Genomic DNA, 14855 nt, shown 5'->3' with positions numbered 1-14855 from the left:
CCGGCGCATATCCGAACCGTGCAAGCTGTCCGGACCATGCCTCGACCGTAATGACGGGATGACGCTTTCCAGGAAACGTCATCCCGCTTTTGCCTCAAGTCTTAAGTCCGGCCACCGAATTTCAGTGCGGGGCCGATGGGGGAGTGCATGTCGTCATCGTCTGAAGAACTCCACAACGCGGCGCTCGCCTACCACCGCCTGCCGCGGCCGGGCAAACTCGAGATCCAGGCGATCAAGCCGCTCGCCAACCAGCGCGACCTGGCGCTGGCCTATTCGCCCGGCGTCGCCGCCGCCTGCACCGAAATCGCCACGAACCCGGCCGAGGCCGCCACGCTGACCGCCCGCGCCAACCTCGTGGCAGTGGTCTCGAACGGTACCGCGGTGCTCGGCCTCGGCAATATCGGGCCGCTGGCCTCGAAGCCGGTGATGGAAGGGAAGGCGGTGCTGTTCAAGAAGTTCGCCGGCATCGACGTGTTCGACATCGAGATCAAGGCCGACACCATCGAGCGCGTGGTCGAGACGGTCGCGGCGCTGGAGCCGACCTTCGGCGGCATCAACCTGGAGGACATCCGCGGCCCTGAGTGCTTCGAGATCGAGGCGCAGCTCAAGGAGCGCATGAAGATCCCGGTATTCCACGACGACCAGCATGGCACCGCGATCATCGTCGCGGCCGCGATCGTCAATGGCTTGCTGCTGAACGGCAAGAAGCTTCCCGATGTGAAGATCGTCTGCTCGGGCGCGGGCGCGGCGGCGATCGCAACGCTCAACCTGCTGGTCTCGATGGGTGCGCAACGCAAGAACATCTGGGTCTGCGACATCGACGGCGTCGTCTACGAGGGCCGCAACACCACGATGGACCGCTGGAAGGCGGTCTATACGCAGAAGACCAGCGCGCGCGTGCTGGCGGACGTCATTCCGGGAGCCGACATCTTCATCGGCCTGTCCGCGCCGGGCGTGCTCAAGCCCGAGATGGTCAAGCAGATGGCGGACCAGCCGCTGGTCATGGCGCTCGCCAATCCGGTGCCGGAGATCATGCCGGACGAGGCGCGCCAGGCCCGGCCCGACGCCATGATCTGCACCGGCCGGTCGGACTTCCCGAACCAGGTCAACAATGTGCTGTGCTTCCCGTTCATCTTCCGCGGCGCGCTCGACGTCGGCGCCACCGCGATCAACGAGGCGATGAAGCACGCCGCGGTCGACGCGATCGCGCAGCTCGCGCGCGATCCGCCGTCGGATGCGGTGGCCCATGGCTTCGAGAGCACCGAGGCCCAGGGGTTCGGTCCGGGCTCGCTGATCCCGAGCCCGTTCGATCCGCGCCTGATCCTGCGCATCGCGCCGGCGGTGGCCAGGGCCGCGATCGAATCCGGCGTTGCGACCCGGCCGATCAAGAACTTCGACGAATATTGCGCCGAGCTGCAGCGGTACGCGTTCCGCTCCGGGCTGACCATGAAGCCGGTGTTCGCCAAGGCGAAGACCCAGCCGGTGCGGGTGATCTACGCCGAAGGCGAGGACGAGCGCGTGCTGCGCGCCACGCAGGTGGTGCTTGAGGAAAAGCTGGCCCGGCCGATCCTGGTCGGACGTCCGTCAGTGGTGGAGACCCGGATCAAGCGCTTCGGCCTGTCGATCAAGGCCGGCCGCGACTTCGACCTGATCAATCCCGAGGACGATCCGCGCTATCGCTCCTATGTGCAGTCCTACATCGACGTCGCCGGCCGGCGCGGTGTGACGCCCGACGCGGCGCGTACGGTGGTTCGCACCAACAACACGGTGATCGCCGCGCTGGCGGTGTCGCGCGGTGAGGCCGACGCGATGCTGTGCGGGGTCGAGGGCCGCTTCATGAGCCATCTGCGCCATGTCCGCGAGATCATCGGCTTCCTGCCGGGGATCAGCGACTACGCGGCGCTGTCGCTGATGATCACCACCAAAGGCGCCTATTTCCTCGCCGACACCCAGGTGCGGCCGAACCCCAGCGCGGAGGAACTCGCCGAGGTGGCGTCGCTGGCGGCTGTTCATGCCCAGCGCTTCGCCTTCAAGCCCAAGGTCGCCTTCGTGTCACATTCCGACTTCGGAAGTTATGATACGGACTCGGCGCGCAAGATGCGCCGCGCTACCCAGCTCCTGAAGGACAGGCATCCGGAGATCGAGGCCGACGGCGAGATGCAGGCGGATACCGCGCTCTCGGCGATCGCTCGCAAGGCCGTGCTGCCGCAGTCGCGGCTGGAGGGCGAGGCCAACATCCTGATCATGCCGACGCTGGACGCGGCCAACATCGCCTATCAGACCATCAAGGTGCTGGGAAATGCCTTGCCGGTCGGCCCGATCCTGATCGGTCCGGCGCGCCCGGCGCACATCCTCACCCCCGGCGTGACGGCGCGCGGCGTGCTCAACATGACCGCGGTTGCCGCCGTCGAAGCGCAGGAGCGCGCCGGCCGCGCGCAGCCAACGCTGTTCGGCTAGGGGGAGGAGGCGAGACGGATTCGATTTGATCGAAGCAGGCGGAGCGACCATAATCGCGTCGTCTGCTCCGTCCGACTCCCGCCATTCCGTGAGGCCGACCCATGCCAGCATTCATCGTCTTCGGGCGATTCCTGTTCGCCGTCCTGTTCATCTATTCGGGGGTGACCAAGCTGCTCGGCGTACAGACGACGGCGGATATGCTCACGGCCAAGGTGACCATTCCCGACGTCATCGCGCCCTATACTCAGCAGATCGAAACCTTCGCCGCGATGCCGTTCATGCAGCTCCTGGCGATCGCGATCGGCTCGTTCGAGATCCTCGCCGGCCTGATGATCGCGTTCAACCTGCTGGCGCGCTTCTTCGCGATCCTTCTGATCATCTTCATGTGCTTCGCGATATTCTATTTGCACGATTTCTGGAATCAGCCGGCGCCCGATAATGCCAAGACCCTGATCGATGCGCTGAAGGACCTCTCGCTGATTGGCGCGCTGTTCATCATCGCCGGCTACGGCCGCGGCCCCCGCAAGAACGACCCGACCTACGGGGATGTGTAGCACCGGGCGAAGCGAGCCCATTGGACGTCGGGGAGGCGGAGATCAATCGACCGTGCGCGGCGGTGCGATCTCTCGCATCCAGCGGGAGATCGTGCCGTTGTCCGTCCCGTCCGGGCTGGGCCGCATGCGCGCTCCGAGCAAAGCCGCCTCCCGTGCTGCGCGCGGCGTGATGCCATAGGCCGCCTTGAAGGTGCGCGTGAAATGCGCGTCGGTGCCGAGTTGCCAGCGCCGCGCGACCTCGCTGATCCTGAGACCGCGCGCGTCGGAACCAGCGAGGTCGAAGAACGCGCGATGGAGGCGGCGGCTGCGGATGTACTCGGCAATCCCGCCGACCGGGGCGAACAGCCGGTAGAGCGAGGCCCGGGACAGGCCGAAATGCACCGCGATCGAATTTGCCGATAGATCGTCATCGCCGAGCTTCGCCTCGATGTGTTGGCGAATTCGCATCAGCGATGCGCCCGCCGTCATGCTTTGGTCTGCATTGCGACGCTCCAGTTCGTTGCGGAGGCAGGCGACCATCAGCGCGATCGTGCCTTCGACCACCGACTGGCATTCGTCGAGCGTCATGCGCGGGGCGAATTCGAACAGCGCAGTGAGGTGCCCGGCCAGCAGCTGCGCGAGCACGCCGCTGCCCGGCAGGACGAGGCCATGCAGATCCTCCACCTGGATGAGGTGGCTGTCGAACAGCGGGCGCGGCACGACGAGTGTGACATTTTCGAACGGCGTCGCCTTGGTTTCCAGCGTCTGCGCGAGGTCGAACAGGCAAATGTCGCCGGCGCGTACACGGATCGGCACGTCGCTGGCGATGCCGTCAAAGCCGCCTTTCGCATACAGTTGCAGGATGATGTGATCGACGCCGCTCCGCGCGATGGTTTCGGTGGTGCGCCGGAACCGCTGGCCGCTGGCGCGGCTCAGCCCGATCAGCGCGGGCCCCATTGCATAGGAGCAGAGGTCAGCTCGGAATGGTTCCGGCTCGCCGTGCGCCAGTTCGTCGACGTCGAACAGCGTCGCGACAGCCTCACGCCAGGCTGCAATGTTCGCTTCGGCATCCATGCGCTCAGCAGCAAAACCAAACGTCGGGAGCAGGGATGATACGCGCGCGGCATCGCCCATCAGTCCGGACGTTTCGTTCCGGTCGCTTATCGTGAGGTCGTCGGTCATTCGCGGCTGACGTTCAGTTCTCCTGGAAGGCACGATCGTCACCATCAAGCAGGCTCGCTCGCAGCCTGTGCTCTTTTATCTCAATTCGGTTGATGGATTGTCTCCGACCGTCCGGGCCTCCGGGTGTAGGTCGATATTGTCCGAAGGAGAAGTGGCTGCGGCGAGGGCGCCGTCTCATCCACCGCGCGGGACGGATAGCCACATTCCTTCTCGATCGTGTTTGCCGCGATGGCGGAGATCACCCGCCGGGCCGGGCGCCATTTTGCGTTTTTGTCTCAGTCTATTGATCCGGTGTGTCTTGATCGTCGGCTCGTCTTGACGGTGAGCCCTCCACGCTGGCTATAGCTCCGCACGCGTCGAGCACCGACGCGCAGGGGCAACGCGGCGGTTAAATCAGCCGATGCGCGAGCCGCGGTGTCGGGGACCGCCGTCGAGGCCGATTGCCGGCTTTCGGCGTATACGCGAGCCGGTTTTGCGCTGGCCGGCGGCGGTACCAATTTAAGCGGCATGCCCTGGCTTTTCCGGGCACCGTTGTGCGTCGATCGAAACGGTACGTACGATCAAGCGACCCGCCGCCACGGCGTCACGCTGACGTCGTGCTCTGCGTCGATCAGTTGCGGCTCGCCGGCGTGCAGGCCATGGGCGGCCAGCACCTGTTGCGGCGAGCGGGCAGGGACGCCGGGGAAGCACGGCTCGCCGTCGGGGATGTGCACGTGCGGTGCGACCGACAGCCAGAACGTGTCGTAGCGGTCCATGAACATGCCGAACACACCGGGACCGCCGATGATCGCAGCGAGGCCCGACGTGACGCCGGCTGCGCGGCATGCCGCCTCGAACGAACAGCCGGCGGGATTCCACAACAACGCCTTTGGATTGGACGGGTCCTGCGCGGTGGCCTGCACCTTGTGCGTCAGGATGAGGCGCCGCCGCTTCGGCGAGTTCGGCTGTTCCTCCCCGGAGTTGCGGCCGTGCACGACGAGGTCGACGCGGTCGAGGGCTGCGGTGAAGAACCGCTTGTCGCCCTCGATCTTGAGATCGTCGGGCATCACGTTATGCGCGTTCGCCAGCCGGCCGTCGGCCGAGACGATGACAAAGCCCTCGATACGCAACCCCGGCACAGAAATCGTCGCCGATGCCGTTACTGGTTGACCGTGGTGACGACGCTGTTCACCGGGCGCGAGCTCACGGTCGGCAGCTTGACGTCCTTGGCGAGCTCCTGCTCGTACTGCGGCAGCACCGTCACCGGGAATTTGGCGCGCATCGCGACCACCTTGTAGCCGCCGGCCTTCAACTGCTGCAGCAGCGTGGGCAGCGCTTCGGCGGTGTGCTTCTGGAAGTCGTGCAGCAGGATGATGCCCTTGCCGAGCTTGTTCAGCTTCTTCATCACGGTGTCGATCACCTGCTGCGGGTTCTTCGACTTGAAGTCGAACGAGTCGAGGTCGCAGGAGAAGATCGCGATGTTGCGGGTGCCGAGATAGGTCACCATCTCCGGCGGATGCTGTAGCGCCGGGAAGCGGAAGAACGGCGCGGGTGAGGTCTCAAGCGCCCATTTGACCGCGGCGAAACCACGCTCGATCTCGTCCTTCCGCTGGTCCTCGGTCAGCTTCTTGTTGTTCAGATTGGCGTGCGACCAGGTGTGCGAGCCGATCGTATGGCCCGCCGCATAGACCTGCCGCAGGATTTCCGGATGGTAGGTCGCGTGCTTGCCGATCGGAAAGAAGATCCCCGTGGTGCATTCGTCCGCCAGCGCCTTCAGGACCGCCGGCGTGTTGACCGGCCACGGTCCGTCGTCGAAGGTCAGCACCACTTCGTGGTCGCGCAGGAAGTCGAGTTGCTTGAAATGCTCGAAGCCGAAACCTGGACCGCCGGTGGTGTCGACCTCGACGGTGCGGCCGACGCCAAGCGCATTCGGGTTGGTGCAGGCGGCGCGCGCCGGCTGGGGCGGTTGCTGCGGCGGGACCGGGGCCGGCATCGCCGCAAGGGCGGGGGCCGTAGCCGCCGGCGCGGGAGCTGCTGCCGGTGGCGCCGCCGCGGCGCCCTTGACGGGGGGAGTCTGGGACCAAGCCGCGCTCGACGCGAGCAGCGAGACCGTCCCTGCGAAAATCAGACCTGCCGCAATGCGCATGGCGTGTTCCTTGCCGATCCCGCTCCCGGCGCTGGCATTTGCCGTTGCCGGGCCGCTTCCACCCCCAACCTAATAGTACCCTAGTTGGATTGGGGCCGCCAAGGCAACGGACGTGGCAGCCTTGTGACCAAATCCTCGTTTGATGAGTTAATTCCGGGGATTACCGGCGCCATCACGCAGCCGCTAACGCCCGTGCGATCGCAGTTTTGACCCTGGTGTCCTCGGGGACGACCGACTCAGGGAAGACGTCGCCGATATAGCCGTCGCGGCCGATCAGGTATTTGTGGAAGTTCCAGCGCGGCACGTCTTTGGGGCGGACCTCCGCCGCCCATCGGTAGAAGGGATGCGCGTTCGCGCCCTTCACGACGGCCTTGGCTGCTATCGGGAAGGTGACGCCGTATTGATGCTGCGCCGTCTCGGCGATCTCGGTCGGACCGCCCGGCTCCTGGCCGCCGAAATCATTGGAGGGGACGCCGATGATAACGAAGCCGCGATCGCGGAATTCGGTCCATAGTTGCTGCAGGCCTGCATATTGTGGCGTGAAGCCACACAGCGAGGCCGTGTTCACGATCATCATCGGGTGACCGGTGTAGTCAGCGAGGCGGATATCGCCGCCGGCAAGTGCCGGGAACGAGAAGGCATAGGCGGTGATCCGGCTCATCGTCGGCGTCTGCGCGTGCAGGGCGCGCGATCCCGCCGCGGCGACCAGCGCCGCTACGATCATTGTCCTGCGATCGATCATGATCATGTCCCCAGACGGATTTGTGCCGATCATAATCCAGGGGAGCGGGACTTGAGGCTTCAAGAAGCCGTTATGACCTGCTCTTAGCGCAGCGGCACGATGAAGTCGGTGCCTTCGCCGGTCTCGCCTTGGTTCACGCCGAGGTCGGAGACGATGATCGATCCGCCGGTGCCGAGCGCTTCGTTGATCCGCGCGATCGCGTCGGCGGGAATCGTGATGCGGTCGAGCGCTTCGGCCGGGCTATCCGGCAGCGGCAGCGACTTGGCCTCGATCGCTGCGGCGCCGGCCATCTTGCGGCGGTGCGAGGTGCGATCCTGCGCCTCGATGCGGGCGGCGCTGCGCGTAGAGACCGGCAGCGAGACCACCGACCAGCGCAGCAGGTTCGGATCCTTCTTGTCGGCTTCTGCCGTGAAGACATGCGTGCCCAGGGGACGGTCGCTCGGCGCAATCGTCACCGGCACATCGAACAGCGGCGCGAAGTTCTGCCGCACATAGAGCTTGGAATCCTTGCGGCTGATGAAGACCGCGATCGGGCCGCCGCGCTTGGGCACGTCAAGGTTTGCGAGGCCCGGCAGCCGTGCCGGATCCTTCTTCGCGTCCGGCGCGTCTGCCGCCGCGGCCGGCTTGTCAGCCGCTGCTGCGGCACCTCCGACCGGTGCATCGTTCGCTGTCACCGTGTCGACCTTGGGCGCCTCGGCGCCGGCGAGGTTGGCCTTGGCGTCAGTCTTTGGCGCATCGGCCTTTACTTCGGCCTTCACGTGCTCGCTTGCGGAGACCTCGCTCTTGGCCTGGATACTGCCCGTTTCGCCGACTGTCGTGTCGTCGCTCGTGGCGTCGGCGGATCTGGTGTCGGCCGTCTTGTCGTCGGGAACGGCGGCCGCGGGCGCGTCGGACATCGTCACCGCCGCGCTCGCGGACGGCGTGGTGCCGCTGGCGTCGGCGGTGTGGGTGTTGTCGCGCAGTGACCCCGGCTGGTCGGCATGACCGACCGTCGAGCGCAGTTCGAGGCTGGTCTCCGGCTTGTCCGCGCCCTTGTCGCCCTTCACGCCGAGCGGAGCATCCTTCCTCAGGAGATCGTCGGCGACCGGCTGCTGCGGCGCGACCTTCTGCGTCACGAGCAACGGGTGCGAGAAATTCTCCGGCGTGATCGTGCCAGGGGTAATGACCACGCGCGCGCCCATCCGCGTCCAGTTGTACATCTTGACCGCGAACGCCGTCGGCATGCGGATGCAGCCGTGGGAGGCGGGATAGCCGGGCAGCACGCCGGCGTGCATGGCGATGCCCGACCAGGTGATGCGCTGCATATACGGCATCGGCGCGCCGCTATAGATGTTGGAGCGATGGTATTTCTGCTTCTGGATGACGCTGAAGACGCCCATCGGGGTCGAATGCCCCTTCATGCCCGTCGACACCGGGCTCTCGGCGTACAGACCGTTGGCGTCGTAGATGCGCACCTTCTGCTGCTCGATCGAGATCGCGATGATCAGCGGACCTTGCGGCTTGGCGACGGTTTCCTTCGCAACGAGGTCTTTCTTGACCGGGTTGTGCCGCACCTTCGGCCGGTGCGGCACGGGCAGCGGCTCGGGCTCGCCATAATAGGAGCTGTCGAGCCCGTTCCAATAGTACAGGGCGGCATCGGCTTGAGTGGAGGCGCCTACCGTGCCGGCGGCTGTCAAAATTGCAAACTGCCAAAAACGCTCATTCGCAAAATCAAGAATCGACGGCCGACTTCCGCTCGCGCGCATTTTCCGAATCCCAGTCCAAACTATCCATTGGTTGTCGCAAACGTGGAACGCGTTCACCAGCGCAAGCGATCTAACCCTTCCGTGATCCCCGGTTTTTCGGGAAAAAGCGTAACAAAAAAGCCTCACATAAGGTTAAAGCACCCCCTGCGATCACCAATCTGTCAGCCTTTCCGTGCGGCTGTTCCGCACTACATACGCGAAGCCCATCAGCGGAGACCTCAATGACGCCGAGAAGTGTGAGCCTGTGTGACAGCCGTGTCCTGAATCGCTGGGGGTGCGCGCTGCTGCTTCTCGTCGTCGCATTGGCGCAGGCCGGTCCCGCGGCAGCGGCCGACGAGCCGGATCTGATCTTTCGCCGCTCGACCGTGTTCAAATGGCTAAGTCCTAACGACAAGCTGGCCACCTATGGTGTCGACGACCCCGAGGTCGAGGGTGTGGCCTGTCACTTCACGGTGCCGGAGAGGGGAGGCTTCAAGGGCTGGCTTGGTCTCGCCGAGGAAGTGTCCGACATCTCGCTGGCTTGCCGGCAGATCGGGCCGATCCGCTTCAAGAATAAAATGAGCCAGGGCGACGATATGTTCCGTCAGCGGCGGTCGATGTTCTTCAAGAAGATGCAAATCGTGCGCGGCTGCGACGCCAAGCGCAATGTACTTGTCTACATGGTCTATTCGGACAAGCTGATCGAAGGCTCGCCAAAGAACTCGACCTCGTCGGTACCGATTATGCCATGGGGCGCCGGCGACACCAGCGTGCAGAAGTGCGGCGAATTCATTCAGTAGTCCGCGCAAGGGCTTGAGCCGCGAAGCTGAAGTATCTGATAATCTAGCGATTGGTCTGCCCGAACTGCTTCGCGCGAGACTTGAAGCCTGACCGTTCGGGGTTGACCTTCGAATCGCGGCAGCCGACGAGCCGGACCAGCTGCTGCGGCGCGCATTCGTTTTCGCCCATCACACGGGCGCCCTGCTGCGGCATCGCGCCTGCCATCTGCTGCTGACCCGCGGCGCGGGTCGCAGGTTCATTGCCAACGCCCATGTTGCCATTGCCCACGGCTGACATCCTTCGTTGGATCGGGATTGCGACAACGTGCCACCGCGAAGATGGTTGCACGGTGCGTGCATGAGTCGGGGAGGACCGCGGCCCGGTTCATTGTCGACCCTGCGAGGTTGGCGCCTGTCTCAACAGAGGACAGTTGAGAAAGCGCCGTGGGTCGTCGAATTCACAAGCGCGTAGCTGCCCGCCGTTACGCTAGGGCGATGGTCAATGACCGCTACTGAAAACATTGGCCTTTTTCGGCGATTGTTTCGTCAGGTGCCAGCCGACGAAACAATCCCCGGGTCCGACGAAACCATTTTTCGCTTGTGTTGCAGAACTCCGGAAACGCCGGTTGGTTATCAAATCGCCAACAGACGGCGCGGACGACGAGCGCAGCGGCGGAGATAGTCAAATGCGGACCATCAGCTTCATCCTCGCGTTCGCCTGCGTGATGGCGGGGCCGTCGGTGGCTGGCTCCGCGGACGGCAGTCTGCCCGGCATCGGCACCTTTTCCTACAACGGCTCTCCGATCGCCACCGCCGCGACGATGGTGGTGGCGGCCAACTGACCGCGACACAGCAAACGAGAAAATGGGCGGAAAAGGCTTCGCATGTTGCTCCGAATTTGCTCCGCGGTGATGTTGGCTTCACTCGTGATGGCTACGTCCGCACACGCCCAATCGCAGCTCCCGCTCGAGTCGATGCAGATCCGCTCACTTTTCAAGATGCCTGAGCCGCGCGATGAATTCGTGCGCCAGTGTGTGCCCCACATGGCGGGACGCTGGGCGCATCCCGAAGCCGTCTGCGGCTGCCTGCACGATCACGCTGTGGCGACGATCGAGGATAGCGATTTGCGGCAGGCGGTGCTGCGCGGCATCAGCGAGACCGGCGTGCCGACGATCGAGAACGACTGGCTGCCGCCGTCAAAGCAGGCCGAGATCGGCCCGACCTTCACCAAGATCGCCAAGCCGACGCTGCAATGCATGTTCGAGCCGCTGGCGGCGAATTGAACGGCGCATTTCCGACGCGACGATGAGGAAGCAGGCGACGAGGAAGCTCACTTCCTCGCAAGGCTTTACTTCCTCGCGAGGCGTGGCACGCAGGTGCGGGTGCGCACCACGCCGGTCTCTTTGAGCTGCGATCCGGTGACCTGCTTGATTTGCCCCGACGGGCAGGATCCGTCATCGACCAGCACGCGCTGACCGACCCGCAAATCCACGATGTCCTGCTCGCGCGAGACGGTCTGCGCGGAGACAGCTGCGGCCATCGCAACGAGTGCGGCGGCGAACATCGCGCTAAGTCCGATGCGACGCATCGCGATCTCCTTTATTCGTTCTGGATCTTGAGGCCGTCAGGCCGAGATTGAACGACCTTAGTCAGCCGGTCGCGATTCTGATAGGGGGCCGCGGTTTTGCCGACGCGCCGCGTTCGGCGCACAGCGCGGTGAGCGTGGCCCTCGCCAGCTGTTCCGCCGACGCGACGAGTTGCGGAACCGGATGACCGGAGAAGCCGAGCACGAATCCGGGTAGCGGCCGCGCGCGATGATAGGTCTCGGCGAGCAGCCAGCCGCCAACGCAGGCGGCCGCCTTCGCCTCGGCTGCGATGCGAGGATCTGTCGACGGATCGAGCCGCGCCACCAGATGCAGGCCTTGCGACGGCACGGGAACCGTGAGTTTGCCTTCGGAGGCCGCAGCGAGCGTCGAGGCCAGGATGTCGCGCGCCTCGCGGTAGAGCTTGCGCGCCTTGCGCAGATTGGCGGCGAAAGCGCCGGAGTTCAGCATGTCCGCAACCGCACCTTCCAGCAGCGTGCCGGGAAAGCGGTCGAGCGCGGCGCGCGCCGCCGTCACCGGGCCGATCAACTGCTCGGGGAGGGCGCAGTAGCCGATGCGCAATCCTGGAAATAGCGTCTTGGCGAAGGTGCCCATGTAGATCACGCGCCGCAAGTGATCGATGCCGGCGAGCGACAACAGCGGTGCGCCGTCATAGCGGAACTCGCTGTCGTAATCGTCCTCGAACACGAACGCATCGGCGTCCTTGGCCCAGTCGAGCAGCTCGAGCCGGCGCTGCATCGACATCTGGACGCCAAGCGGAAATTGGTGCGACGGCGTCACATAGGCGGCGCGCGCCGCCGGCGCCGACGTCCGTCCCTTGCCGACAACCATGCCCGATGCATCGACCGGCACCGACACCGGACGATAGCCGCAATGCTCGATTGCGCGCCGCGCCGCCGGATAGCCGGGATCCTCGCACCAGACCTTGTCGCCGGGCTTGAGGATCGCGCTCAGCACGATGCGCAGCGCGTGCAACGTCCCCGACGCCAGCATGATCTGGTCGGGATCGCAGCGCAGCCCGCGCGCCGACAACAGATGGTCTGCGATCGCCGCGCGCAGTTCACGATTGCCCCTGGGGTCGCCGTAGTGGAGATGCTCGGGCCCGAAGGCGCGCAGCCGGCGGCCGGCGAAGGCGCGGAAGCGCTGCAGCGCGCGCTCGTCGATACGGGTGCAGCCGAGCGACAACGCGCTGTGCTGCGGCGGCTCAATCGTGATCTTGGCGCGTCGCGGGCTACCGGCCTGCGCCGGGATGCGCGCGGCGACGAAGGTGCCGGAGCCGACGGTTGCGACCGCAAAGCCGTCGGCGATCAGCCGCTCGTAGGCGGTGGTGACGGCGTTGCGGCGGAAGCCGGTCTGCCTGGCAAGTGCGCGCGACGGCGGCAACGGTTCGCCGGACTTGACGATGCCGCCGACGATCGCGTGGCACAGCGCCTGATAGAGCCGGTGCTGCGAGGCCGCACCTTGCGTCACGTGCGGGCCTGCGAGGTCGAGCGGAAGCTCAGTCCGGCGCGGCGAGGGCTTCGATGAATTGGTCGGAATTTTTCGCATGGAATTGGCACTATCGCAGACCAAATGGGCCGCTACAACTGCCGTCAGATTCCAAATTTTCGCGAGGCATTGCCGTGACCGAAGGCGCATCCACTCCGTCCTACCCGCTGTCGTCCCGCAACCGGGTGAAGCGCCGCCATGATCGCGGCTTCTACGATCATGCAACCGTGCACAGGATCCTCGACGCCTCAATGCTGTGCCACGTGTCCTATGTGATCGACGGCCAGCCCTATTGCACGCCGACCTTCTTCTGGCGTGAGGGTACCCGGCTCTACTGGCACGGCTCCAGCGCGAGCCGGATGCTGGAGCATCAGGCGGAAGGGCAGAAGGTTTGCCTGACGGTCGCGCATCTCGACAGCCTGGTGCTGGCGCGCTGCGGCTTCAACCATTCGGCCGACTATCGCGCGGTGATGGCGTTCGGCACCGCCTATCTCGTCACCGATCCCGAGGAGAAGCAGCGCGCGATTGTCGCGATGGTCGACCGCTTCTTTCCCGACCGCACCGCGACCTTAAGGCCGAGCAGCACGCAGGAGATCAAGGCGACCTCGTTCATCGCGATGGAGATCGAGGAGGCGTCGGCCAAGGTCCGTGCGAAGGGCGTCGCCGATGACGACGAGGATTACGAATTGCCGATCTATGCCGAGCGCATCCCGGTGCGCGCTGTGCTCGGCGCGCCCGAGCCGTGCCCGCGGCTGCTCGACGGCGTGACGCGGCCTTCGACGCTCGACGGCTATTCGGAAGGCCGTCTGCTCGAAGATGCATTGCGGGATGCCTATTTTGCGGAATACCCGGCAGGCTGAAATCAGGCTACGGTGGCGCTCCCGCCTTTCAATATTCCCAGTGGAGCTGCTGCATGACTGCCGATACGCAACAACGAATCCTCGATGCCGTTGACGAAGGGTTCGATGAGCAGCTCGCGACGACCGAGGATTTCGTCTCGATCCCCTCTACGCGTGGCGCGGAGGGCCCGTGCCAGGACATGATTGGCGACCTCCTGCGCGAACGCGGCTATGAGGTCGACGACTGGCACATCAATCTCGACGATCTCAAGGATCTGCGCGGCTTCGGCCCGATCGAGCATGATTTCTCCAAGGCGCGCACCGTGGTCGGCACCTACCGTCCGGCCACCAATGCCGGCAAATCGCTGATCCTGCAGGGGCACTGCGACGTGGTGCCGACCGGCCCGCTCGACATGTGGGAGACGCCGCCGTTCTCGCCCGTCATTAGGGAGGGCCGGATGTACGGCCGCGGCGCCTGCGACATGAAGTCAGGCACGATCGCCGCGCTTTATGCGCTGGATGCGATCGCGAAGGCCGGACTCAGGCCGACGGCGCGGATCCATTTGCAGTCCGTGATCGAGGAGGAGAGCACCGGCGTTGGCGCGCTCTCGACCCTGCAGCGCGGCTATCGTGCCGACGCTTGCTTCATCCCGGAGCCGACCAGCGGCAAGATGATCCGCTCGCAGGTCGGCGTGATCTGGTTTCGGCTGAAGGTGCGCGGCTTTCCGGTGCATGTGTTCGAGGCGGGCGCGGGCTCGAACGCGATCATGGCGGCGTATCATCTGGTGCACGCGCTGGAGAAGCTCGAGATCGCCTGGAACGAACGCGCCAAGGCCGACCGCCACTTCAAGGACGTCAATCATCCCATCAACTTCAATCCCGGCATCATCAAGGGCGGCGACTGGGCCTCCAGCGTGCCGGCCTGGTGCGACGTGGATTGCCGCATCGCAGTGCTGCCGGGCTGGTCCATCACCGAGTGCCAGAAGGAGATCCTCGCCTGCGTCGCCGCCGCCGCGCGTGACCACCGCTTCCTCTCCAACAATCCGCCGCAGGTGGAATGGTCGGGCTTCCTGTCGGAAGGCTATGAGCTGGTGAATTCAGAAGCGCCGGAAGCCGCTTTCGCCAAGGCGCATCAGGCCGTCTACGGCGACGCGGTGGAAGATCGGGCCTTTACGGCGCTGACCGACACGCGCTTCTACGGGCTGAACTACAACATCCCGAGCCTCTGCTTCGGCGCCAGCGGCGAGGCGATGCACGGTTTCAACGAATATGTCGAGCTGGAGTCGCTGCGGAAGACGACCAAGGCCATCGCGCTGTTCGTCACGGAATGGTGCGGGGTGGAGAAGGCGTGGCCCTCCTAGTGAGGAGCGCGGGACGCGTCT

General features: G+C 65.1%; 15 protein-coding genes. 7 read left to right on the top strand and 8 right to left on the bottom strand.

What is annotated here, in order from left to right; all coding sequences use genetic code 11:
* Positions 1–147 precede the first annotated feature (147 nt).
* Both MTX19_RS21695 and MTX19_RS21690 read left to right on the top strand, forming a co-directional pair.
* Positions 148–2457, top strand: a complete 2310-nt coding sequence (locus MTX19_RS21695) for an NADP-dependent malic enzyme (RefSeq protein WP_280979220.1) — start codon at positions 148–150, stop codon at positions 2455–2457.
* Between the two features lie 101 nt (positions 2458–2558).
* Positions 2559–3011 (top strand): DoxX family protein, encoded by a 453-nt coding sequence (locus MTX19_RS21690; RefSeq protein ID WP_280971910.1) that lies wholly within the window; start codon positions 2559–2561, stop codon positions 3009–3011.
* 42 nt (positions 3012–3053) lie between these two features.
* Here the strand turns inward: MTX19_RS21690 and MTX19_RS21685 are convergent, their stop codons facing one another.
* From MTX19_RS21685 to MTX19_RS21665, 5 genes are all read right to left on the bottom strand, one after another.
* Positions 3054–4064, bottom strand: coding sequence for a helix-turn-helix domain-containing protein (locus tag MTX19_RS21685; protein ID WP_280979219.1), 1011 nt, complete (start codon positions 4062–4064; stop codon positions 3054–3056).
* 668 nt (positions 4065–4732) lie between these two features.
* Entirely contained in the window at positions 4733–5290 is a 558-nt protein-coding gene (locus MTX19_RS21680; RefSeq protein WP_280979218.1) for a dihydrofolate reductase, read from the bottom strand.
* Between the two features lie 20 nt (positions 5291–5310).
* Positions 5311–6297 (bottom strand): polysaccharide deacetylase family protein, encoded by a 987-nt coding sequence (locus tag MTX19_RS21675; protein ID WP_280985462.1) that lies wholly within the window; start codon positions 6295–6297, stop codon positions 5311–5313.
* A 172-nt stretch (positions 6298–6469) separates the two neighbouring features.
* Positions 6470–7039 (bottom strand): glutathione peroxidase, encoded by a 570-nt coding sequence (locus MTX19_RS21670; protein WP_280979217.1) that lies wholly within the window; start codon positions 7037–7039, stop codon positions 6470–6472.
* An 83-nt stretch (positions 7040–7122) separates the two neighbouring features.
* Complete coding sequence (locus tag MTX19_RS21665; protein ID WP_280979216.1) at positions 7123–8784, bottom strand: L,D-transpeptidase; 1662 nt, start codon at positions 8782–8784, stop codon at positions 7123–7125.
* A gap of 221 nt (positions 8785–9005) precedes the next feature.
* On the opposite strand from MTX19_RS21665, the gene MTX19_RS21660 reads away from it, so the two are divergent.
* Positions 9006–9563: a CreA family protein gene (locus MTX19_RS21660; RefSeq protein ID WP_280979215.1), complete on the top strand. Its 558-nt coding sequence runs from the start codon at positions 9006–9008 to the stop codon at positions 9561–9563.
* A gap of 43 nt (positions 9564–9606) precedes the next feature.
* On the opposite strand, the gene MTX19_RS21655 is transcribed toward MTX19_RS21660, so the two are convergent.
* Positions 9607–9840 carry a hypothetical protein gene (locus MTX19_RS21655; protein ID WP_280979214.1) on the bottom strand — a complete coding sequence of 78 codons (234 nt, stop codon included), beginning with the start codon at positions 9838–9840 and terminating at the stop codon, positions 9607–9609.
* A gap of 388 nt (positions 9841–10228) precedes the next feature.
* Between MTX19_RS21655 and MTX19_RS21650 the strand changes: the two genes are divergently transcribed.
* Both MTX19_RS21650 and MTX19_RS21645 read left to right on the top strand, forming a co-directional pair.
* A complete protein-coding gene (locus MTX19_RS21650; RefSeq protein ID WP_280971902.1) occupies positions 10229–10384 on the top strand; it encodes a hypothetical protein in 156 nt (51 codons plus the stop codon).
* 42 nt (positions 10385–10426) lie between these two features.
* Positions 10427–10825 carry a hypothetical protein gene (locus MTX19_RS21645; protein ID WP_280979213.1) on the top strand — a complete coding sequence of 133 codons (399 nt, stop codon included), beginning with the start codon at positions 10427–10429 and terminating at the stop codon, positions 10823–10825.
* 65 nt (positions 10826–10890) lie between these two features.
* On the opposite strand, the gene MTX19_RS21640 is transcribed toward MTX19_RS21645, so the two are convergent.
* Positions 10891–11130, bottom strand: coding sequence for a DUF6719 family protein (locus tag MTX19_RS21640; RefSeq protein ID WP_280979212.1), 240 nt, complete (start codon positions 11128–11130; stop codon positions 10891–10893).
* 61 nt (positions 11131–11191) lie between these two features.
* The gene (locus MTX19_RS21635; protein ID WP_280979211.1) at positions 11192–12694 is read right to left on the bottom strand and encodes a PLP-dependent aminotransferase family protein; all 1503 of its coding nucleotides are present in this window, start codon (positions 12692–12694) and stop codon (positions 11192–11194) included.
* A 74-nt stretch (positions 12695–12768) separates the two neighbouring features.
* Here MTX19_RS21635 and MTX19_RS21630 point away from each other — a divergent pair, with 74 nt between their 5' ends.
* Entirely contained in the window at positions 12769–13494 is a 726-nt protein-coding gene (locus tag MTX19_RS21630) for a pyridoxamine 5'-phosphate oxidase family protein (protein WP_280979210.1), read from the top strand.
* A 53-nt stretch (positions 13495–13547) separates the two neighbouring features.
* Positions 13548–14834, top strand: a complete 1287-nt coding sequence (locus MTX19_RS21625) for an ArgE/DapE family deacylase (RefSeq protein ID WP_280985461.1) — start codon at positions 13548–13550, stop codon at positions 14832–14834.
* Positions 14835–14855: the final 21 nt, after the last annotated feature.

It is taken from the genome of Bradyrhizobium sp. ISRA464 (assembly GCF_029910095.1).
Taxonomy (GTDB): Bacteria; Pseudomonadota; Alphaproteobacteria; order Rhizobiales; family Xanthobacteraceae; genus Bradyrhizobium.
This window is presented reverse-complemented; position numbering and strand designations above follow the sequence as displayed.

Bases quoted from the DNA above. Each gene is read 5' to 3' on its own strand.
- MTX19_RS21695 (WP_280979220.1), top strand. From the start codon at position 148: ATGTCGTCATCGTCTGAAGAACTCCACAACGCGGCGCTCGCCTACCAC.
- MTX19_RS21690 (WP_280971910.1), top strand. From the start codon at position 2,559: ATGCCAGCATTCATCGTCTTCGGGCGATTCCTGTTCGCCGTCCTGTTC.
- MTX19_RS21685 (WP_280979219.1), bottom strand. From the start codon at position 4,064: ATGGATGCCGAAGCGAACATTGCAGCCTGGCGTGAGGCTGTCGCGACG.
- MTX19_RS21675 (WP_280985462.1), bottom strand. From the start codon at position 6,297: ATGCGCATTGCGGCAGGTCTGATTTTCGCAGGGACGGTCTCGCTGCTC.
- MTX19_RS21670 (WP_280979217.1), bottom strand. From the start codon at position 7,039: ATGATCGATCGCAGGACAATGATCGTAGCGGCGCTGGTCGCCGCGGCG.
- MTX19_RS21665 (WP_280979216.1), bottom strand. From the start codon at position 8,784: ATGCGCGCGAGCGGAAGTCGGCCGTCGATTCTTGATTTTGCGAATGAG.
- MTX19_RS21660 (WP_280979215.1), top strand. From the start codon at position 9,006: ATGACGCCGAGAAGTGTGAGCCTGTGTGACAGCCGTGTCCTGAATCGC.
- MTX19_RS21655 (WP_280979214.1), bottom strand. From the start codon at position 9,840: ATGTCAGCCGTGGGCAATGGCAACATGGGCGTTGGCAATGAACCTGCG.
- MTX19_RS21650 (WP_280971902.1), top strand. From the start codon at position 10,229: ATGCGGACCATCAGCTTCATCCTCGCGTTCGCCTGCGTGATGGCGGGG.
- MTX19_RS21645 (WP_280979213.1), top strand. From the start codon at position 10,427: ATGTTGCTCCGAATTTGCTCCGCGGTGATGTTGGCTTCACTCGTGATG.
- MTX19_RS21640 (WP_280979212.1), bottom strand. From the start codon at position 11,130: ATGCGTCGCATCGGACTTAGCGCGATGTTCGCCGCCGCACTCGTTGCG.
- MTX19_RS21635 (WP_280979211.1), bottom strand. From the start codon at position 12,694: ATGCGAAAAATTCCGACCAATTCATCGAAGCCCTCGCCGCGCCGGACT.
- MTX19_RS21625 (WP_280985461.1), top strand. From the start codon at position 13,548: ATGACTGCCGATACGCAACAACGAATCCTCGATGCCGTTGACGAAGGG.